Raw genomic sequence first — 21447 nt, forward strand, 5'->3', positions numbered from 1 at the left:
TTTCAGGTGACATAGTTTCGGAATTGGACTATTTCTATACGTGCTCTTGAAGTCTATTTTTGATATGATTTGAGATTCCGATCTCAAATTTGTGAAAAAAATAAGGTGTTAGGATGATTACATCCGACCAGGAGACCTAATGATATCGACTCCCATTCGACGATATGGGGCTGCGATACTCATGTTACTCACCACGGCATTTTCGGGTGAGGTGCTTGCGAAGACGCACACGGATACAACGAGTAAGAAAGCCCACGTAATAAAGACGACAAGTAGTAAGGTTAGCAGTAAACAAGAGTATTCTCGCAATAGTGCAAAGAGTAGTTCACTTCCTGATTTGCGAAAATACCCTTCCGGAACACCAAGGAAAAAAGCGTTTCTCCGGACGGTAATGCCTTACATCACGAGTCAAAATGCCGCGATTACTGCGGATCGTAACTGGCTGATTTCCAAACAGTACGATAGCCGCTGGTCGCCATCCGAGCGCGCGCGTCTGAAGGATATCACGAAGCGCTACAAGCTGAGCTGGAACGGTAACACGCGTCGTGTGCCGTGGAACGCTCTCCTTGAGCGTGTGGATATCATCCCAGGCAGTATGGTTGCGACCATGGCTGCAGCCGAAAGCGGCTGGGGGACTTCTAAGCTTGCACGTAGCAACAACAACCTTTTCGGCATGAAATGCGTGAAAGGCCGTTGTACAAATGCGCCGGGCAAGGTGAAAGGCTATTCGCAGTTTGAATCCGTGAAAGATTCCGTTAGCGCCTACGTGGTGAATCTAAACACGCACCCGGCCTACTCATCGTTCCGGAAATCACGCGCTCAGCTGCGTAAAGCGGACCAGGAAGTGACGGCCAGTACGATGATCCACAAGCTGAAAGGGTATTCGACGAAGGGACAGAGCTATAACAACTATCTGTTTGCTATGTACCAGGATAACCAGCGCTTAATCGCCGCCCATATGTAATCTCAAAAAAACGCCTTCCACGGGAAGGCGTTTTCTTTTCTAGATCAGCACCTCGCTGTGGCGATCCCGATACTCTTTCGGCGTGGTGTCATACTCTTTGCGAAACACCGAATAAAAATATTGCAGCGACGGGTAACCGCACATCTGCGAGATTTCGTTGATCGACAGCGATGTGGAGATGAGCAGGCTGCGTGCTTTCTCCAGCTTTTCAGCATGGATGACGGCATGAATAGTTTCGCCCACCTCTTCTTTAAAACGCTTCTCCAGATTCGAACGCGAAATACCCACCGAATCCAGCACCTGATCGACCTTAATCCCTTTGCAGGCGTGGTTGCGAATATAGTGCATGGCCTGAATAACGGCCGGGTCGCTTAAGGAGCGATAATCGGTTGAACGACGTTCTACGACGCGAACAGGAGGCACCAGCAGGCGCTGAAGTGGCAGTGATTCTTTATCGAGCAGGCGATGCAGCAGCTTCGCCGCCTGATAGCCCATCTGACGCGTGCCCTGAGCAACGGAGGAAAGCGCCACGCGGGACAGATAGCGGGTCAGTTCTTCATTATCAATGCCAATCACGCACAGCTTTTCGGGCACCGGAATATGTAAGTGTTCGCAGACCTGCAGCACGTGGCGCGCACGCGCGTCCGTCACGGCAATGATACCGGTTTGTGGTGGCAGCGTTTGCAGCCAGTCAGCGAGGCGGTTTTGCGCGTGCTGCCAGTTTTCCGGCGCGGTTTCCAGCCCCTGATAGACCACGCCGCGATACTTCTCCTGCGCGACCAGCTGGCAAAACGCGTGTTCACGCTCAACGGCCCAGCGCTTGCCGCTGGTGGCGGGTAGGCCGTAAAACGCAAAGCGGTGGACGCCTTTCTCTTTTAAATGGAGAAACGCGGCCTCGACCAGGGCATGGTTATCGGTGGCAATATAGTGAACCGGAGGATAGTGTTCGGGCGAATGGTAGGAGCCGCCGACGCCCACGATCGGCACGTCGACGTCGGTCAGCAGCTGTTCGATGACGGGATCGTCATAGTCGGCGATAACGCCATCGCCCAGCCAGTCTTTGATGTTCTCCAGACGGGTGCGGAAATCTTCTTCAATAAAAATATCCCATTCGGATTGCGACGCCTGCAAATATTCACCCACGCCTTCCACCACCTGACGGTCGTAGGCTTTGTTGGCATTGAATAACAACGTAATGCGGTGACGCTTTTCAAACATGGCTCACTTCCTAATTAAGTCACAATACCGTTATCAGGCCCGTCGCTTGGTGGCCGAATCCATCCAGACTGCCAGTAAAAGAATTGCCCCCTTGACGATATACTGCCAAAACGTCGGGACGTCCATCATACTCATCCCGTTATCCAACGACGCCATAATAAATGCCCCCATGACCGCGCCCGCCACGCTACCGATACCCCCTGCGAGGCTGGTACCGCCAATGACGCAGGCGGCGATAGCATCCAGCTCGGCGATGTTACCGGCGGAGGGAGAGCCGGCGCCCAGTCTTGAGCTGAGGATCAGCCCGGCGATAGCGACCATCAGGCCGTTAATGGCGAAGACCGCGAGTTTGGTGCGTTCGACGTTAATACCCGAAAGCCGAGCAGCCTCAAGGTTGCCGCCAATGGCATAAATACGGCGGCCAAACGCGGTGCGCGTCGCCATAAACATACCGCCCAACAGTAAAAGTGCCAGCAGCAGGACGGGTGTCGGGACACCGCGATAGTCGTTTAAAAGCCAGATGGCGCCCAGCACAATGACCGCCGTGAGCGCCTGACGCCCCACCACCGAGGTTGACGCCGGAGAAGCGAGCCCCAGCGCCTGACGGCGCATGCGTCCACGCCACTGCCACGCGACAAAGGCCAGCAATCCCACCACGCCGATGGAAAAGCCCACGCTATCTGAGAGGTAACTCTGGCCAATCTGCGACATGGCTGCACTGGTCGGGGAGACGGTGGTGCCGTTAGTGATGCCGATTAAGATCCCGCGGAAGGCCAGCATCCCTGCCAGGGTGACAATGAACGACGGCACTTTACGATAGGCTACCCACCAGCCGTTCCAGGCCCCCAGAACCAGACCCAGCACCAGCGTGACCGCCACGGTCAGCGGTAGCGGCCAGCCGAGCCATACGTCAAAAATCGCCGCCACGCCGCCGAGAAGTCCCATCATCGACCCGACCGACAGATCGATCTCCGCGGAGATAATCACGAACACCATGCCCACGGCCAGGATGCCGGTGATGGCGGTCTGGCGAAGCAGGTTGGAGACGTTTCGCGCGCTTAAGTACGAGCCATCGGTCATCCAGGTAAAGAACAGCATGATGACGATAATGGCCGCAATCATCACGAAGACCTGCAGGTTCAGCGCTTTTAGCCCTGCGAACGCACCGGGCGTCGGAACGGCGACTTTGATATCAGACGGATTGCTTTTCGACATGACGTTCGCTCCTTAAAGCGGCTTCCATCACCTGCTCCTGCGTCAGGTTCTGGTTAATCAGGTTGGCTTTCAGTTTCCCCTCATGCATGACCAACACGCGGTCGCTCAGGCCGAGCACTTCGGGTAACTCAGACGAAATGACAATGACGGCAATCCCTTGCTGTACAAGCTGATTAATCAGTTTGTAGATTTCATATTTGGCACCGATATCAATCCCGCGCGTCGGTTCATCAAGGATTAATATGCGTGGATTAAGCAGCAGGCAGCGCGCCAGAATGGCTTTTTGCTGGTTGCCGCCGCTCAGGCGACCAATCGCCAGTTCCGGAGAGGATGTTTTGACCTTCAGACGGGCGAGTGACTGGAGGATGCACTGCTGCTCTGCGGCATCGTCCAGGCTGCTCAGAGCACCGGAGAAGCGATCGAGCGCCGCAAGCGTAATGTTTTTCCCTACCGCCATGACCGGCACGATGCCGTCTTTTTTGCGGTCTTCCGGCACCATTGCAATGCCGCGGGCGATCGCCTGCTGGCAGTTGTCGATTTTCACCGGCTGGCCGTCGATATAAATCGTGCCCTCCCAGCGCCCCGGCCACACGCCAAACAGACACTGTACGGCCTCCGTGCGCCCGGCACCGACTAACCCGGCAATACCGAGAATTTCGCCGCTGTGCAGAGAAAACGAGACGTTATTGACGCGCCTGATGTGGCGGTTAACGGGGTGCCACGCGGTCAGGTTTTCCACGCGCAGCACTTCATCTCCTTTGGTATGAGGTTCATTCGGGTAGAGCGCCGTCAGCTCGCGCCCTACCATCATGGTGATGATGTCATCTTCGCTCATCCCGGCGGCTTCACGCGTGCCGATGTGCTGCCCGTCGCGGATCACGCAGATGGTGTCCGAAATGGCTTTAACCTCGTTCAGCTTATGTGAAATGTAGATGCAGGCGATGCCGTGGTTTTGCAGATCGCGGATGATATTGAGCAGAACCGCGGTTTCCTGTTCGGTGAGCGAGGCTGTAGGCTCATCGAGGATCAGCAGCCTGACCTGCTTATTGAGCGCTTTCGCTATTTCGACCAACTGCTGTTGCCCAAGGCCCAGGTCACCCACGCGGGTATCTGGTGAAATGCTGAGGCTCACCTGCGCCAGCAGCTTTTCACAGCGGAGCGTCATGGTGTCGTAATCCAGCACGCCGTGGCGGGAAATTTCGGCCCCAAGGAAAATGTTCTCCAGCACGGTGAGATGCTTCACCAGCGCCAGCTCCTGGTGGATGATGGCGATGCCTTTACGTTCGGTATCACGAATGTGAGTCGCCTGGATAACTTCACCGGCAAAGATGATTTCGCCTTCATAGCTGCCGTGCGGGTAGATCCCGCACAGCACTTTCATCAGCGTCGACTTGCCTGAGCCGTTCTCGCCACACAGCGAAACTACTTCGCCGGGGTTCAACCGGAGGCTGACGTTATCGACGGCTTTCACCGTGCCGAAGCGCTTGGTGATGCTTTTCATTTCAAGTAAATAAGGCATAACTGCTCCACATAACCCGAGGGAAGAACAGTACAACGTGATGCGCCCCCGCAGAGCAGGGGCCGCGCCGGATTACAGTTCGCTCTTCTTGTGGAAGCCGTCTTTAATGACGGTGGCGTCAATGTTCTCTTTATTGACTTCAATAGGGGTGAGCAGGCGAGCCGGAACGTCTTTCAGCCCGTTATTCAGCGTTGCGTCTGCTTTAGGTTGCTTGCCATTACCCAGTTCCACGGCGATTTCCGCCGCCGTATTGGCAAGCTCGGTAATCGGTTTGTAGACCGTCATGGTTTGGGTGCCTGCGATGATGCGTTTTACGCCAGCCAGATCGGCATCCTGTCCTGAAATGGCGACTTTACCGGCCAGCCCCTGTGCACTCAGGGCCTGGATAGCACCGCCTGCGGTGGCATCGTTGGAGGCCACAACCGCATCAATTTTGTTGTTGTTGGCCGTCAGCGCGTTTTCCATAATCTTCAGCGCGTTTTCTGGCAGCCAGCCGTCGGCCCACTGATCGCCGACCACTTTAATTTTCCCGTTGTCGATGTACGGCTTAAGGACTTTCATTTGCCCTTCGCGGAACAGCTTGGCGTTGTTATCCACCGGAGAGCCGCCCATCAGGAAATAATTGCCCTGAGGCACTTTGTCGATCAGGCTTTGCGCCTGTAATTCCCCGACTTTTTCATTGTCGAACGAAATATAATAATCAATGTCCGCATTATTAATCATGCGGTCATAGGCCAGGACTTTAATGCCTTCCTGTTTGGCTTCTTTCACCACGTTACTTAATACCTGGCCGTTATAGGGGATAATGACCAGCACATCGACGCCACGGTTAATCATATTCTCAATCTGCGACATTTGTGTTTCTTCGTTGCCGTTAGCCGACTGAACAAACACGCTGGCGCCGAGGGATTCTGCTTTTTTAACAAAAATATCGCGATCTTTTTGCCAGCGCTCCAGGCGCAGGTCGTCAATCGCCATGCCAATTTTGACCTCTTTGGCATGTCCTGCAAAGCTTGCAAGGAGGAGCGTAGTGCAGAGCGTTAGAGTCAGGTTCTTTATCTTCATAATTATTAGGCCTTTTTGTAGGGGTATATGTTGCTGAGATAAAAGAAACATTCACTGCTGGGACGCAGCAAATTTTTAACGCGGAAAGGCGGGCTGGCAATTACAGATTTTTATCTTCGCATTATGATATTTGGTTTATTTCTGAATTTATGACCGCGATCGGATTTTAAAATACGTAACGTCTTAATTACATTTGATTCTGGAATATGCGCCGAAAAATAGTTTGTCTGCGCATTATTTTGCGAGCCAGCGCACAGTTGTGCATTCTCTCAATAGCAGTGTGAAATAACGTAATTGAGCAACCCAAAATGTCTATTCACTATTACTCCTGTATCAACGACTCGCCGCATACCCTGATTATGGAGCTCAATATGCAAGCTTATTTCGACCAACTCGATCGTGTTCGTTACGAAGGCCCGAAAACGACCAATCCTTTAGCATTTCGTCACTACAACCCGGATGAGCTGGTGCTGGGTAAGCGCATGGAAGATCATCTGCGCTTTGCCGCCTGTTACTGGCATACCTTCTGCTGGAATGGCGCCGATATGTTCGGCGTGGGCTCCTTTGATCGCCCATGGCAGCAGCCGGGTGAGGCCATCGAACTGGCAAAGCGCAAAGCCGACGTTGCGTTTGAGTTCTTCCACAAGCTGAACGTGCCGTACTACTGCTTCCATGACGTCGACGTGTCGCCGGAAGGCGCATCGCTGAAAGAGTATCTGAACAACTTTGCACAGATGGTGGATGTACTGGCAGCAAAACAGCAGCAAAGCGGCGTAAAGCTGCTCTGGGGCACGGCAAACTGCTTCACTAACCCACGCTACGGCGCGGGTGCGGCAACCAACCCGGATCCGGAAGTGTTTAGCTGGGCGGCCACGCAGGTGGTGACGGCAATGAACGCCACGCATCAGTTGGGCGGCGAAAACTATGTCCTGTGGGGCGGACGTGAAGGCTATGAAACCCTGCTCAACACCGATCTGCGTCAGGAGCGCGAGCAGATTGGCCGCTTTATGCAGATGGTTGTCGACCACAAGCACAAAATTGGCTTCCGCGGCACGCTGTTGATTGAGCCGAAGCCGCAGGAACCAACGAAGCATCAGTATGACTACGACGTGGCGACGGTGTATGGCTTCCTGAAGCAGTTCGGTCTGGAAAAAGAGATCAAAGTGAACATTGAGGCCAACCACGCCACGCTGGCGGGCCACTCTTTCCACCACGAGATCGCGTCTGCGATTGCGCTGGGCATCTTCGGCTCGGTCGATGCGAACCGTGGCGATGCGCAGCTGGGCTGGGACACCGATCAGTTCCCGAACAGCGTGGAAGAGAACGCGCTGGTGATGTACGAAATCATCAAAGCGGGTGGTTTCACTACCGGCGGCCTGAACTTTGACGCCAAAGTGCGTCGCCAGAGCACCGACAAATACGATCTGTTCTACGGCCACATTGGCGCGATGGACACCATGGCGCTGGCGCTGAAAGTGGCGGCACGTATGATTGAAGACGGCGAGCTGGATAAACGCGTGGCGAAGCGTTACAGCGGCTGGAACAGTGAACTGGGCCAGCAAATATTGAAAGGGCAGTTATCGCTTGCGGACATCGCGAAGTACGCTGAACAACATCAGCTGGCGCCGCAGCACCAGAGCGGGCACCAGGAACTGCTGGAAAATCTGGTTAATCACTACCTGTTCGATAAATAACAGCATCCAGGCCCGGTACGCGGAAGCGCCACCGGGCATTTCTGTCAAAGGAGTCACCGCAATGTATATCGGGATCGATCTGGGCACATCGGGTGTGAAAGCCATCCTGTTAAGCGAGCAGGGCGAGGTGTTAGCAACGCAGACAGAAAAGCTGCAGGTTTCACGTCCGCATCCGCTGTGGTCGGAACAGGACCCGGAGCAGTGGTGGCAGGCAACGGATCGTGCAATCAAAGCTTTAGGCGAGCAGCATAGCCTGCGCGACGTTAAAGCGCTGGGGATTGCCGGGCAAATGCACGGCGCTACGCTGCTGGACAGCGAGCATCGCGTGTTGCGACCCGCCATTCTCTGGAACGATGGCCGCTGTGCGGAAGAGTGCGCGCTTCTTGAGGCGCATGTACCCACGTCTCGTGAAATTACCGGCAACCTGATGATGCCCGGCTTTACGGCGCCCAAACTGCTGTGGGTGCAGCGACACGAGCCGGAGATTTTCCGTCAGGTGGCGAAAGTTCTGCTGCCGAAAGACTATCTGCGCTTTCGTATGACGGGCGATTTTGCTTCCGACATGTCCGATGCCGCAGGCACGATGTGGCTCGACGTGGCGAAACGCGACTGGAGCGAGGCGATGCTGGATGCTTGCCATCTAACCCGGGAACACATGCCCGCGCTGTTCGAAGGTAGCGAGGTAACAGGCACGTTGCTGCCGTACGTTGCGGAACGCTGGAATATGCCTGCCGTACCGGTGGTTGCCGGGGGCGGTGACAATGCCGCGGGTGCCGTGGGCGTCGGCATGGTTGAGGCGGGTCAGGCGATGCTGTCGCTGGGAACGTCTGGCGTCTATTTTGCCGTCAGTGACGGCTATCGCAGCAATCCCGAAAGCGCGGTGCACAGTTTCTGTCATGCGCTTCCTGGGAAATGGCATTTGATGTCGGTGATGCTGAGCGCTGCGTCCTGCCTGGACTGGGCGGCGAAATTGACCGGGATGGCTGATGTTCCTGCGTTGATTGCCGCAGCACAGCAGGCGGATGAAAATGCCGGTACCGTCTGGTTTTTACCGTATCTTTCCGGCGAACGTACGCCGCACAACAACCCGGAAGCGAAAGGGGTGTTTTTTGGCTTAACCCATCAGCATGGTCCGGCAGAACTGGCGCGTGCAGTTCTGGAAGGGGTGGGCTATGCGCTGGCCGACGGGATGGACGTGGTGCACGACTGCGGCCTGAAACCGACGAGCGTCACCCTGATTGGAGGAGGTGCGCGAAGCCCTTACTGGCGACAAATGCTGTCGGATATCAGCGGGTTGCAGCTGGATTTCCGCACGGGAGGGGATGTTGGCCCCGCGCTCGGCGCCGCGCGTCTGGCGCAGATTGCTGTGAACCCGGAAAAACCGCTTTCACAACTGCTGCCGCAGCTTACCCTTGAGCAGGCGCATTTCCCGAACGCGGTAAACCATGCGCGGTACGCGGAAAGGCGCGCGGTATTCCGTAAAATCTACCAGCAGCTGCTGCCGCTAATGTCGTAAATACGCTTGTCCGGGAGAGGCACGAGGATGTCCTTTTTTGGTCTGTTCGTGCCTTCCTTTCCTTGCCAGTATGGTGTCACACCCACTGGCGAGGAGATCCATCATGTCACGTATTGCACTCATCAATATTGATACTCAGCAGTCCTTCCATCACCGCAATTACTGGCAGGAAAGCGAGATCCCTGCCTTTCAGCAGGCGATTCTGGGGCTGATTGATGGCTGCCAGGCACGCAATATCCCGGTCGTTGATATTTTTCATGTGGATGAAGACGGTCCTTTCACCCTGGAAAGCGGCTATGTCAAACCGATGGCCTTTTTACGTCATCAGCCGGATGTGGTTTTTCAGAAACACGTCCATAATGCCTTCACGGATACCGGGCTTGACCGCTGGCTGCGCGAGCGTGATATCAACCAGCTGATTATCTGCGGCATTCGCACTGAACAATGCTGTGAAACCACCGCCCGGGTGGCATCCGATCTGGGTTATGCTGTGACCTTTGTAAGCGAGGCGACGCTGACGTTTCCCATGACGTACAAAGGGATAACCCTTAGCGCAGCGGAAATTCGCCACCGTACCGAAACGGTACTGTCCGGGCGTTTTGCCGAAATTAAAACGGTAGCGGAGACGCTGGAGTCACTGTAATGCCCATCGACGTCTGGTTCGTCATGTTACCTGGAGTCCTGTCATTAGATATGACGGGCCCGGCGGAGACCTTTGTGCTGGCTGGCGACGCGTTTCGTCTGCATTACATTGGCCCGCAACCGGAGGTTACGACGTCGATTGGCCTGACGATGAACGGTATTCAGCCATTGCCGGAGCGTCTTCCAGAGGGAAGTCTGCTGGTATTGCCCGGCGTGAGTGACTCCCGCTCTCAGTTTTCGACGCCACAGGCGTTACAGATACAGCACTGGCTGATGCGCCTGCAGCCGGTCATTTTGCACCGGGATATCATGGTAATGTGCGTCTGTTCAGGCGCTCTACTGGCGGCGAAATCGGGCCTGTTGAACAACCGTCAGTGTACAACCCACCATGACGTTATCGGCCGTTTACGCACTGCGGCTCCCACGGCGATGATTAAAGAAAACCGCATCTTTGTGCAGGATGAGAACATCTGGACCAGCGCAGGCATCACGTCTGGCATCGATCTGGCGCTGCATATGATTAACCGCCTGTGCGGCCCCGAAAAGGCGCTGAGTGTGGCGCGCGAGATGGTGGTCTGGTTCCGCCGTTCCGGTGACGATCCCCAGCTATCCCCGTGGCTACGCTATCGCAATCATCTTCATCCGGCGATCCATCGAGCGCAGGATGCGCTCACCGCCGAGCCGCAAAAAGCGTGGAGCTTGCCTGATATCGCCGCGCTGGCGCACGTCAGCCCGCGCCATCTTACCCGGCTTTTCCAGACTCATTTAGGCATTAGCGTTCGCGATTATCTGGAGCAGCTGCGTCTGGCGGCGGCGGAGCAGTGGCTATTGCAGGGGCGCGGCGTGGAGCAGGCTTCGCTGGCGGCAGGGTTTTCCTCCCCGCGCCAGTACCATCGTGCCCGGCAGCGCAGCGTTAACTGACGAAGCGGCGAACGTCTATTTTTTGCAGCAGCATCGACAGCAGCAGGCTGATCGCCAGCGTAGCGGCAAAAATCCAGATGATATCCAGCACCGGCCAGCTTTTTAGCTCAACGCCTCTTGTCCTAAGCGCGTGGATAACCAGCGCGTGAAAACCGTAAATCCCGAGAGAGTGTCGTGAAATGACGCTCAGTACGGGAAGGGGACGCGCATTCAGGGTGTTTTTAACGAGCGTGAGCAGCGATACGGCACAGATAAAGACCATCGGCCCGCAGTAGAGATACCAGGTATCGGCAAAATTACCGCGCCACTGCAGCTCATGCAGCGTCCCGCGTGAAATCACCGCCACGCCAGCGATAAACAGCGCCCCGCAGAGCCAGCTCAGACCGCGTTTTTGCGTCTCCATCATCCCGATGGCGCGCCCCAGCATGCCGTAAAGCACGTAGTAAAAGGTATCGCCGTTGATATAGAGGTTCACCGGCAGCCACTCAACGCCGTCGATTTTCTGCGAGACCGTATTAGGGTTGGCGACAATGCCAATGACCACCATCAGGGCCAGAAGCATTTTCCCGCTGACGTTTTTCACCTGAATGAGCGGGGAGACCAGATAGATAACGATAATGGCGAAGAAGAACCACAGGTGGTAGAACACCGGTTTTTGCAGCACGTATTTCAGCGATAGTCCGGCGTTTATTGAGGTAAACAGGGTGATATAGAGCAGGGCAACGGCGCTGTAAAACCCCAGGCAGGCCGCGATGCGGATGAAGTGCCTTGGCTGCGCGCTGCGCTCGCCAAAAAAGAGAAAGCCGGAAATCATAAAGAACAGCGGCACGCTGACGCGTGACGCAGAGTTGAGAATATTGGCGATATCCCAGTTAACGGGGCTGATGCTGTGGGCATTCGTAACGTACCAGGTCGTTGTGTGGATCATGACCACCATCAGACACGCTATTCCTCGCAGGTTATCAATCCAGTTAATTTTTGACGGCATCAGTTCCTCGTATTCCCTGTAAATTGAGTGTGACTCCCATTGTCCAAAAGTCTTCGTTTGGAAAATTCTGAGTTTTATGCGCAGGCTTGCCGGGAGACCGCGAGATTCGCAGAATGGCAGTCCTTAATCTATAAAAGTGTTGATACTAAAAATAACAGCCGCTGACCAGGACGGTAATAAAAATGATGATGAAGCGTGTGGCGTCACTCTTTCTGCTGTTGATCCTGGCGGGATGCAGTGCGCCGCAAGAAGCACCCGTGCAAAAAGCGCAGCAGGGTAAAATGAGCCCGGAACGTTCGCTGAATATGGAAGCGCTCTGTAAAGATCGGGCCGCTCGGCGCTATAACTCGGACGTTCAAAAAATTGATGTCACCGGGTTCGAGCGTTTTCAGGGAAGCTACGAGCTACGGGGCCATACGTCGCGCAAAGAGGGCTTTGTCTGCTCGTTTGATGCGGACGGTCAGTTTTTACACCTCTCCATGCGCTAGCCTGCTCGTATAATCAGCAGCCAGACGCCGTCAGCGTTCTGGCCGGAAGGCTTATTTCCCAATTTTCCCTAAACAACCCCGTTTCGTACTGTATATCTTGCAGCCAGCGGGTATACTGGTCCCTTCCATTTAAAACCACACGTATCCAGCACGAAATACTATGCAAAAGTTTGATACCAAGACCTTCCAGGGCCTGATCCTGACCTTACAGGATTACTGGGCTCGTCAGGGCTGTACCATTGTTCAACCTTTGGACATGGAAGTCGGCGCCGGCACTTCACACCCGATGACCAGTCTGCGTGCGTTGGGGCCAGAGCCAATGGCGACCGCGTATGTGCAGCCTTCCCGTCGTCCGACCGATGGTCGTTACGGTGAGAACCCGAACCGTCTGCAGCATTACTATCAGTTCCAGGTGGTGATTAAGCCATCACCCGACAACATTCAGGAACTGTACCTCGGGTCGCTGAAAGAGCTGGGTATGGATCCAACCATCCACGACATCCGTTTCGTGGAAGATAACTGGGAGAACCCAACGCTGGGTGCCTGGGGTCTGGGTTGGGAAGTGTGGCTTAACGGTATGGAAGTGACCCAGTTCACTTACTTCCAGCAGGTGGGTGGTCTGGAATGTAAGCCGATCACCGGTGAAATCACCTACGGTCTGGAACGTCTGGCGATGTACATTCAGGGCGTAGACAGCGTTTACGACCTGGTCTGGAGCGACGGCCCGCTGGGTAAAACCACCTACGGCGACGTGTTCCATCAGAACGAAGTGGAGCAATCCACCTATAACTTCGAATACGCAGACGTGGACTTCCTGTTCACCTGCTTCGAGCAGTACGAGAAAGAAGCGCAGCAGCTGCTGGCGCTGGAGACTCCACTGCCGCTGCCTGCTTACGAGCGTATTCTGAAGGCCGCCCACAGTTTCAACCTGCTGGATGCCCGCAAAGCCATCTCCGTGACTGAACGTCAGCGCTACATTCTGCGTATTCGTACCCTGACCAAAGCCGTTGCAGAAGCTTACTATGCGTCCCGTGAAGCCCTTGGCTTCCCGATGTGCAACCGAAACAAATAAGAGGCGGCCATGTCTGAGAAAACTTTCCTGGTGGAAATCGGCACCGAAGAGCTGCCACCAAAAGCCCTGCGCAGCCTGGCTGAATCTTTTGCTGCGAACGTGACCGCCGAGCTGGATAACGCTGGCCTGGCGCACGGTAAAATTGAGTGGTTTGCTGCACCGCGCCGTCTGGCGCTGAAAGTGGCAAATCTGGCGGCGTCCCAGCCAGATCGCGAAGTCGAAAAACGTGGCCCGGCGATTGCCCAGGCGTTTGACGCTGAAGGCAAGCCGAGCAAAGCGGCGGAAGGCTGGGCGCGCGGCTGCGGCATCACCGTCGATCAGGCCGAGCGTCTGACCACGGATAAAGGCGAGTGGCTGCTGTACCGTGCGCACGTGAAGGGCGAAAGCGCGGAAGCGCTGCTGCCGGACATGATTGCCACGTCTCTGGCGAAGCTGCCTATTCCTAAGCTGATGCGCTGGGGCGCGTCCGACGTGCACTTCGTGCGTCCGGTTCACACCGTGACCCTGCTGCTGGGCGACACCGTTATTCCGGCCACCATTCTGGGCGTGGCGTCCGATCGCGTGATCCGCGGCCACCGCTTTATGGGCGAGCCAGAGTTCACCATCGACAATGCCGACCAGTACCCGCAGATCCTGCTGGAGCGCGGTAAGGTCATTGCTAACTACGAACAGCGTAAAGCCAAAATCAAAGCGGACGCGGAAGAAGCGGCACGCAAGATTGGCGGTAACGCCGACCTGAGCGACAGCCTGCTGGAAGAAGTGACCTCTCTGGTTGAATGGCCGGTTGTGCTGACTGCGAAATTCGAAGAGAAATTCCTCGCCGTTCCGGCTGAAGCACTGGTGTACACGATGAAGGGTGACCAGAAGTACTTCCCGGTCTATGCCAACGACGGCAAGCTGCTACCAAACTTTATCTTCGTGGCAAACATCGAATCGAAAGATCCGAGCCAGATTATATCCGGTAACGAAAAAGTAGTGCGTCCGCGTCTGGCGGATGCCGAGTTCTTCTTCAATACCGACCGCAAAAAGCGTCTGGAAGATAACCTGCCGCGCCTGCAGACCGTACTGTTCCAGCAGCAGCTGGGGACGCTGCGCGACAAGACCGACCGTATTGCGGAACTGTCCGGCTGGATTGCCCGTGAAATCGGTGCGGACGTCAACCACGCAACCCGTGCTGGCCTGCTGTCTAAATGCGACCTGATGACCAACATGGTGTTCGAATTTACCGACACCCAGGGCGTGATGGGCATGCACTACGCGCGTCACGATGGCGAAGCGGAAGACGTGGCTGTTGCCCTGAACGAGCAGTATCAGCCGCGCTTTGCGGGTGACGAGCTGCCGTCCAACCCGGTTGCCTGTGCCGTGGCGATCGCCGATAAGATGGACACCCTGGCGGGTATCTTCGGTATCGGTCAGCATCCAAAAGGCGACAAAGACCCGTTTGCGCTGCGTCGTGCCGCGCTGGGCGTGCTGCGTATCATCGTTGAGAAGAACCTGAACCTGGATCTGCAGACCCTGACCGAAGAAGCGGTGCGTCTGTACGGCGACAAGCTGACCAACGCGAACGTGGTGGATGACGTGATCGACTTTATGCTCGGTCGTTTCCGCGCCTGGTATCAGGATGAAGGTTACACCGTCGACACCATTCAGGCGGTGCTGGCGCGTCGTCCGACCCGTCCGGCTGATTTCGATGCGCGTATGAAGGCGGTTTCCCACTTCCGTACGCTGGAAGCGGCATCTGCTCTGGCGGCGGCCAACAAGCGTGTATCCAACATTCTGGCGAAATCCGACGAGACGCTGAACGAGCGTGTGAACGCCGCGACGCTGAAAGAGCCGGAAGAGATCGCCCTGGCGATGCAGGTTGTGGTGCTGCGCGACAAGCTCGAGCCGGTCTTCGCGGAAGGTCGCTACCAGGAAGCGCTGGTGGAGCTGGCCGAACTGCGTGATGTGATCGACGCCTTCTTCGAGAAAGTGATGGTGAACGTAGAAGATAAAGAGCTGCGTATTAACCGTCTCTCTATGCTCGAAAAACTGCGTGAGCTGTTCCTGCGCGTAGCGGATATTTCGCTGCTGCAGTAATGTGCCCGTTGATACAAATGCTAAAAACCCGCTTCGGCGGGTTTTTTTATGATGTGTTGCTGAAAATTTAACCTTGAAACCGTCAACACATTACCGCTATCCTTATCCACGTTAACTTTCTCGCGCTGGAGAGCCCCCCAAAAATGAACAAACACGACTGATGAATTTCGATCCTTGCTAAACGCCACCGCGTCGGCAGGGGATGTTTTGATTTCATTCAGGAGTGCTTATGGCTCATTTTGCGCAGCCCCCTTCTTTTATTTTGCATCAGGTCACCTGTCAGTTTCCGACGGGCGATACCCTTTTTGGCCCGCTGAATCTCACGCTGGAACCCTCTCTGTGCGCGCTGGTTGGCCGCAACGGCAGCGGAAAAACGCGTCTGCTGCGTCTGCTGGCGGGGCTGGACGAACCGGCTACCGGTAATATTGAACGCTTTGGCTCGCATGTCTTTGTGGCGCAGCAGCACGTTATTTCTTCGCAGACGACGCTGGCTGAACTTCTCGGATATGATGCGATTTTTACTGCGCGTAAGCGCATCGACAGCGGTGATTACCAGCCTGACGATCTGGCGTTGCTCGACGGCTACTGGGATGTAGCCGAGCGACTGAGCGAGGCGTTTATCAATGCGAAGCTCCCGGCGTTTGATCCGGATAAGCCTGCCCAGGAACTCAGCGGCGGCGAGCGCATCCGCGCCCTGCTGTGCGGGGCGTTTACGGCTGAAGCGGATTTCATGCTGCTGGACGAACCGACTAACCATCTGGATCAACAAGGTCGGGCGTGGTTCTACGACCAGTTGAGTCGCTATCAGGGCGGCGTGCTGGTGGCCTCTCATGACCGCGAACTTCTGGAGCAGGTGCCGCGTATTCTTGAGCTGAGCGCCTCGGGTCTGTGCAGCTACGGTGGAAATTATGCGGATTATCAAGCCCAGCGCGATGCCGAACAGCAGGCTGCCCGCGCGGCGCTGGAACATGCGGCAACCGAGCGCAAACGCACCCGCGCGCGTATGCAAAAAGAGCATGATGACAGCCAGCGGCGGTCGGCAAAGACGTTACGCACCGTCGATACCCTGAATATCGCATCGTTCGAGCGGGTCAAATATAAAGGCGCGGCAAAGGAGCGGATCGGCTCATGGAAAAAACAGCACAGCGAGCAAAATGAAGCCCTGAACGCCGCGGTAAACAAGGCGCGTGAGCGGGTTGAAGACGATAACCCGGTGATGTTCACCCTGCCGGGAAGTCAGGTCCCGGAGGGCAAACAGGTACTGGTGCTGGAGGATCTGGTGTTGCCGCATCTGCCTGTTCCACCGCTTACCTGGCGTATGGACGGACCGATGCGCGTGGCGTTAAAGGGACCGAACGGCTGTGGGAAATCGACGTTGTTAAAAACCATCCTCGGCGAGGTTACTCCCTCTTCGGGTGCCTGTAAGGTATCCGTCAGCTGTGCTTATCTCGACCAGCATCTGTCACAACTCGATCTCACGCAGTCGGTCATGACGCATCTCAATTTGAGTCATACCCCTCTGGAAGAGGGAGTATTGCGAACCCGTTTAGCGCAGCTTCAACTGGGGGCCGACAAAGTGAAACTCCCATTGGCGGCGCTCAGCGGCGGCGAGCGTCTTAAGGCTGCCCTGGCCTGCGCGCTGTGGCGCGCGGAGGCCGCGCAGCTTCTTCTACTGGATGAACCGACCAACCATCTGGATCTGGCTTCAGTCCAGGCCATTGAAGCGGCGCTGGCCGGTTTCCCTGGGGCTCTGCTGGTGGTATCACACGATGAGGCTTTTTTAAGAGGCCTGGCGTTAACGCATGAGCTGGTATGGGAAGAGGCGGGTTGGCGTTGTGATAGCCTGTAAAACACAAGCCCCCGCAAAGGCGGGGGCATTCAATCTTCATTACGCTATCTGTTTGCTGAGTGCAGGGTTGGCCTGAATCAGGCGCATCAGCCGTAACTCGGTTGGGGTGGGTTTCTCACGTTTTGACTCCCACTCCTGCACCATAGCCACGCTGACACCCATCGCTCTGGCGAATTCTTCGGTTTTCAGTCCTGTCCCTTTGCGCAATTGCTCATATTCTGTAAAGGGATTGGATTTTTGTTGCAGGGTAATCATCTGCGGTACATCTTTAAAAATGATCTGTTCCAGACTGCTCAGCAGTTCAAACTCAGGATCTTTATATTCCATTGAGGACTCCTCTTAAATCTCACATCGTGATCAAGAACATCAGAGAGCCAGTTAAGAATAGTCCCTAATACCAACCCAGGATCGTCACGGGTGTGATTAATTGTGCGGTAACGATCGCTGTATCCGATTCAGCAATATGGATAGTTATGCTAATTCCCTGATTAGTCATAGGTCGGCTTCGCCAGGTATTTTTTTGTAAATGATAAGAAATAAATCGGCAATAGCCGTTTTGCATGAAAAGAGTATCTTGCAAGGCTGACCTGGACTATCCTTGTCAGCGTCGGGCACGCGTGTGCCGGTGTGCGCTTTTTTGGGTGAAAGGAGTAATAAAATGGCGACAGGAAAGTCCTGCTCTCGCTGGTTTGCGCCTATTGCGGCGTTGTTGATGGTTGTTAGCCTGAGTGGGTGTTTTGATAAAGAAGGCGATCAGCGCAAAGCGTTTATCGATTTTCTGCAGAATACAGTGATGCGCAGCGGCGAGCGGTTGCCGACGCTGACTGCGGATCAGAAAAAACAGTTTGGTCCCTTCGTGTCCGATTACGCCATTCTTTATGGTTATTCACAGCAGGTGAGCCAGGCGATGGATTCCGGTATCCGCCCGGTAGTGGATAGCGTGAACGCCATCCGCGTTCCACAGGATTATGTGACGCAGCGTGAACCGCTGCGCCAGTCCAACGGTGCACTTGGCGTGCTGAGCCAGCAGTTGCAAAATGCGAAAATGCAGGCTGACGCGTCACGTTCTGCGCTCAAGCAAGGTGACGATCTTAAACCGGTCTTCGACAAAGTGTATGAGAAAGTGGTGACCAAGCCTTCTGAAGCGCTGCAACCGCTGATTCCGGCTGCGCAAATCTTCACGCAGCAACTGGTTCAGGTAGGTGACTTTATCGCCCAGCAGGATACGCAGGTGAGCTTTGTTGCCAACGGTATTCAGTTCCCGACCTCGCAGCAGGCAAGCCAGTATAATACGCTGATTGGGCCGCTGGCCTCCCAGCATCAGGCCTTTAGCCAGGCCTGGAGTGCGGCAGTCACTGCCACAGAATAAACCGAAAAACCCCCGCTTCTGGCGGGGTTTTTTTATGCCTGTCGAAAATAACGCTTGTCATTCCTCTACCACATCGGTATAACTATTCCCGTCGGTTTGTTACACAGACCTAAAGCAGTTTAGTAAAGCAGTCCAGATTGTTATCCATAGATACCCTTCGTAGTGACCCTTCCTTCATCGCTTAAAAATCTGTAACGCAATCCATCAAGCCGGAAGGCACAATATATTTGTTAATAAGGTAATTTCTATGTCTGCTAAAATGACTGGTCTGGTAAAATGGTTCAACGCTGATAAAGGTTTCGGCTTCATCACTCCTGACGATGGCTCTAAAGACGTGTTCGTACACTTCTCTGCTATCCAGAACGATGGCTACAAATCTCTGGACGAAGGTCAGAAAGTGTCCTTCACCATCGAAAGCGGCGCTAAAGGCCCAGCAGCTGGTAACGTTGTAAGCCTGTAAGCTTCCAACCCAGTAGCAAAAAATTTAAAAACCCGCCTTCTGGCGGGTTTTTTCGTTTCTACCGTTGCACCTGCGGGTTCACGCAGTTTATCTCCACCTTTCCGCTAAGGGCGGCAATTAGATTATCGACCGCCGTGGCCGCCATATTGTAGCGCGTCTCATGGGTGGCTGAACCGATGTGGGGCAGGGCAACCACGTTAGGCAGCGAAAGCAGCGGCGAATCCACCGGCAGCGGCTCCTGCTCAAACACGTCCAGACCTGCTGCATGGATCTGACCGTTTTTAAGGGCCTCAATCAGCGCCTTCTCATCCACCACCGGGCCACGACCCGCGTTGATGAAAATGGCTGACGTCTTCATTTTTTCAAACGCCTCTTTGCCAATCAGATGACGGGTTTCGTTCGTGAGCGGCAGAACCAGGCAGACAAAATCGGCTTCCTGCAGCAGGGTATCCAGCTCGCAGTAACGGGCGTTGAAGCGTTCTTCGGCTTCACCGTGATGGCGACGCGCGTTATACAGAATCGGCATGTTAAAACCAAAATGCGCGCGCTGCGCCAGCGCCAGCCCGATACGACCCATACCGACAATGCCCAGCGTCTTGCCGTGAACGTCCACGCCGAACCAGTCCGGACCAATGCTTTTTGTCCATTCGCCCGCTTTGACGCGCTCAGCCACTTCCACCACGCGACGGGCCGTGGTGAGCATCAGCGCCATCAGCGTATCGGCCACGGTTTCCGTCAGGGCATGTGGGGTATGCATCAGCAGGATCTTGCGGGCGTTAAGGGCATCCACGTCGAAGTTGTCGTAACCCACGGAAACGGTTGAGGTAGCACGAAGCTTCGGCATTTTTTCCAGCAGGGCGACATCCACTTTCTCGCTTGAACCCAGCAGGCCTTCGGCGCTGGCGAACGCGTCGGCGTGCTGTGCCAGGGTTTCCGGGCTCAGGTTCTTCACATGCGTGACGGTGAAGTGTTCTTCAAGGCGTTTCTGCAGATCTTCCGGCAGTGCTTTATACAAAATGACGGACGGCTTCATGCTAATCTCCGTTGATTTTTAAGGATTCAGGCGTGGCGAGCGCCGACAGGGTGTTGTTGATTATTAGCAGGCTTAACAATCAGAGTAAGCCACACGGAGGCGAAAAGCGCCACCCCCATAAAGATGTACGATGCGGACGGGCTGCCGGTGGCACCGTTCAGGTAGCCGACGAACCAGGAGCCGCAGAACGAGCCCAGCGCACCCATGCTGTTAATTAACGCCATTGCGCCACCCGCAACGTTACGCGGGAGCATCTCCGGGATGATGGCAAAGAACGGTCCGTAAGGGGCGTACATGGCCGCACCGGCAATCACCAGCAGGGTGTAAGAGGCCCAGAAATGGTTTGCGCCCACGGCCCAGGAGCCAATAAAGGCGAAGGCAGCAATCAGCAGCAGCGGCCAGACAAACAATTTACGGTTCTGCAGCTTGTCCGATGCCCAGGAGACGACGATCATGGCGATGGTTGCCGCCAGATATGGTACGGATGACAGCCAGCCTACTTCGACCATGCCGAGGTTCTCGCCGCCGCTGCGGATAATGGACGGCAGCCACAGCACAAAGCCGTACACGCCAATGCTCCAGGTAAAATACTGCGCGCAGAGCAGGATCACGTTACGCGAGCGGAAGGCTTCACCATAGTTACGTACCGCCTTCAGGCCCTGCTGTTCTTTGTCCAGCTGCGCCTGCAGCGCCGCTTTCTCATCTTCAGAAAGCCATTTCGCCTGGGCTGGTTTATCTTTCACCAGCACCCACCAGCAGAAGGCCCAGATAATCGCCGGCACCCCTTCAATGATAAACATTTCGCGCCAGCCGAAGGACTGGATCAGGTAGCCGGACACCACCGACATCCACAGTACCGTTACCGGGTTACCGAGGATAAGGAAGGTATTCGCGCGCGAGCGTTCAGATTTGGTAAACCAGTTGCTGATGTAGATCAGCATCGCCGGCATAACCGCCGCCTCAACGACGCCGAGGATAAAGCGAATGGCGGCCAGGGCAGGAATATTGTTCACCATGCCGGTCAGTGACGCGCAGGCGCCCCACAGGATCAGACAGATGAAGATCAGCTTACGCACGCTGCGGCGTTCCGCATAAATCGCGCCGGGGATCTGGAAGAAGAAGTAGCCCAGGAAGAAAAGGGCACCCAGCAGGGAGGAGATACCTTTGGTGATGCCAAGGTCCTCTGTGATCCCTGCCGCAGACGCGAAGCTGAAGTTGGCACGGTCAAGGTACGCCAGGCTGTAGGTGATAAACACGATTGGCATGATGTACCACCAGCGTTTTACTGCATTGGTCGAACTGTTCATAGGCTTGCCTCTGTTGTTGAGGTTGTTACCGCCGTTGTCTGTAGGGTA

Annotated in this window: 19 protein-coding genes; 11 read left to right on the forward strand and 8 right to left on the reverse strand. The window is 55.3% G+C overall.

Annotated elements, in window-relative coordinates:
- The first annotated feature begins 139 nt into the window (after positions 1 to 139).
- Entirely contained in the window at positions 140 to 964 is an 825-nt protein-coding gene (locus USH94_RS13870) for a protein bax (protein WP_111964332.1), read from the forward strand.
- Positions 965 to 1003: 39 nt separating this feature from the next.
- Here the strand turns inward: USH94_RS13870 and xylR are convergent, their stop codons facing one another.
- The 4 genes from xylR to xylF form a co-directional block, all read right to left on the reverse strand.
- Entirely contained in the window at positions 1004 to 2182 is a 1179-nt protein-coding gene (gene xylR / locus USH94_RS13875) for a D-xylose utilization transcriptional activator XylR (RefSeq protein ID WP_021242460.1), read from the reverse strand.
- A 33-nt stretch (positions 2183 to 2215) separates the two neighbouring features.
- A complete protein-coding gene (gene xylH, locus USH94_RS13880; RefSeq protein WP_111964333.1) occupies positions 2216 to 3397 on the reverse strand; it encodes a xylose ABC transporter permease XylH in 1182 nt (393 codons plus the stop codon).
- Positions 3375 to 4916, reverse strand: coding sequence for a xylose ABC transporter ATP-binding protein (locus tag USH94_RS13885; protein WP_111964334.1), 1542 nt, complete (start codon positions 4914 to 4916; stop codon positions 3375 to 3377). The genes xylH and USH94_RS13885 overlap by 23 nt, the downstream gene beginning before the upstream one ends.
- 72 nt (positions 4917 to 4988) lie before the next feature.
- Positions 4989 to 5981, reverse strand: coding sequence for a D-xylose ABC transporter substrate-binding protein (gene xylF, locus USH94_RS13890; RefSeq protein WP_111964335.1), 993 nt, complete (start codon positions 5979 to 5981; stop codon positions 4989 to 4991).
- Between the two features lie 371 nt (positions 5982 to 6352).
- On the opposite strand from xylF, the gene xylA reads away from it, so the two are divergent.
- The 4 genes from xylA to USH94_RS13910 all read left to right on the forward strand — a co-directional run bounded on the left by xylA (position 6353) and on the right by USH94_RS13910 (position 10754).
- Positions 6353 to 7675 (forward strand): xylose isomerase, encoded by a 1323-nt coding sequence (xylA, locus tag USH94_RS13895; protein ID WP_086374966.1) that lies wholly within the window; start codon positions 6353 to 6355, stop codon positions 7673 to 7675.
- A gap of 61 nt (positions 7676 to 7736) precedes the next feature.
- Complete coding sequence (gene xylB / locus USH94_RS13900; protein WP_111964336.1) at positions 7737 to 9191, forward strand: xylulokinase; 1455 nt, start codon at positions 7737 to 7739, stop codon at positions 9189 to 9191.
- Between the two features lie 103 nt (positions 9192 to 9294).
- Positions 9295 to 9834: a cysteine hydrolase family protein gene (locus USH94_RS13905; protein WP_111964337.1), complete on the forward strand. Its 540-nt coding sequence runs from the start codon at positions 9295 to 9297 to the stop codon at positions 9832 to 9834.
- The gene (locus USH94_RS13910; RefSeq protein WP_111964338.1) at positions 9834 to 10754 is read left to right on the forward strand and encodes a GlxA family transcriptional regulator; all 921 of its coding nucleotides are present in this window, start codon (positions 9834 to 9836) and stop codon (positions 10752 to 10754) included. The genes USH94_RS13905 and USH94_RS13910 overlap by 1 nt, the downstream gene beginning before the upstream one ends.
- Here USH94_RS13910 and USH94_RS13915 read toward each other — a convergent pair.
- The gene (locus tag USH94_RS13915; protein ID WP_111964339.1) at positions 10747 to 11742 is read right to left on the reverse strand and encodes an acyltransferase; all 996 of its coding nucleotides are present in this window, start codon (positions 11740 to 11742) and stop codon (positions 10747 to 10749) included. The genes USH94_RS13910 and USH94_RS13915 overlap by 8 nt on opposite strands.
- 182 nt (positions 11743 to 11924) lie before the next feature.
- Here USH94_RS13915 and USH94_RS13920 point away from each other — a divergent pair, with 182 nt between their 5' ends.
- From USH94_RS13920 to USH94_RS13935, 4 genes are all read left to right on the forward strand, one after another.
- Positions 11925 to 12230, forward strand: a complete 306-nt coding sequence (locus tag USH94_RS13920; protein ID WP_024909071.1) for a YsaB family lipoprotein — start codon at positions 11925 to 11927, stop codon at positions 12228 to 12230.
- 160 nt (positions 12231 to 12390) lie between these two features.
- The gene (gene glyQ / locus USH94_RS13925; protein ID WP_003860141.1) at positions 12391 to 13302 is read left to right on the forward strand and encodes a glycine--tRNA ligase subunit alpha; all 912 of its coding nucleotides are present in this window, start codon (positions 12391 to 12393) and stop codon (positions 13300 to 13302) included.
- Positions 13303 to 13311: 9 nt separating this feature from the next.
- Positions 13312 to 15381 (forward strand): glycine--tRNA ligase subunit beta, encoded by a 2070-nt coding sequence (gene glyS / locus USH94_RS13930; RefSeq protein WP_111964340.1) that lies wholly within the window; start codon positions 13312 to 13314, stop codon positions 15379 to 15381.
- A gap of 229 nt (positions 15382 to 15610) precedes the next feature.
- On the forward strand, positions 15611 to 17230 hold the full coding sequence (locus tag USH94_RS13935) for an ABC-F family ATP-binding cassette domain-containing protein (protein WP_111964341.1): 1620 nt from the start codon (positions 15611 to 15613) through the stop codon (positions 17228 to 17230).
- A 39-nt stretch (positions 17231 to 17269) separates the two neighbouring features.
- Here USH94_RS13935 and USH94_RS13940 read toward each other — a convergent pair whose 3' ends face one another.
- Positions 17270 to 17557, reverse strand: a complete 288-nt coding sequence (locus tag USH94_RS13940; RefSeq protein WP_111964342.1) for an HTH-type transcriptional regulator — start codon at positions 17555 to 17557, stop codon at positions 17270 to 17272.
- Between the two features lie 331 nt (positions 17558 to 17888).
- Here USH94_RS13940 and USH94_RS13945 point away from each other — a divergent pair, with 331 nt between their 5' ends.
- Both USH94_RS13945 and cspA read left to right on the forward strand, forming a co-directional pair.
- On the forward strand, positions 17889 to 18599 hold the full coding sequence (locus tag USH94_RS13945) for a DUF3053 domain-containing protein (RefSeq protein WP_014882044.1): 711 nt from the start codon (positions 17889 to 17891) through the stop codon (positions 18597 to 18599).
- Between the two features lie 247 nt (positions 18600 to 18846).
- Positions 18847 to 19059 (forward strand): RNA chaperone/antiterminator CspA, encoded by a 213-nt coding sequence (gene cspA / locus USH94_RS13950; protein WP_003860775.1) that lies wholly within the window; start codon positions 18847 to 18849, stop codon positions 19057 to 19059.
- Positions 19060 to 19117: 58 nt separating this feature from the next.
- Here the strand turns inward: cspA and ghrB are convergent, their stop codons facing one another.
- Positions 19118 to 20092, reverse strand: a complete 975-nt coding sequence (ghrB, locus tag USH94_RS13955; RefSeq protein WP_111964343.1) for a glyoxylate/hydroxypyruvate reductase GhrB — start codon at positions 20090 to 20092, stop codon at positions 19118 to 19120.
- Positions 20093 to 20118: 26 nt separating this feature from the next.
- The gene (locus USH94_RS13960; RefSeq protein ID WP_111964344.1) at positions 20119 to 21399 is read right to left on the reverse strand and encodes an MFS transporter; all 1281 of its coding nucleotides are present in this window, start codon (positions 21397 to 21399) and stop codon (positions 20119 to 20121) included.
- Positions 21400 to 21447 lie beyond the last annotated feature (48 nt).

Source organism: Enterobacter sp. 148H3 (assembly GCF_034107425.1).
Classification (GTDB): Bacteria; Pseudomonadota; Gammaproteobacteria; order Enterobacterales; family Enterobacteriaceae; genus Enterobacter; species Enterobacter vonholyi.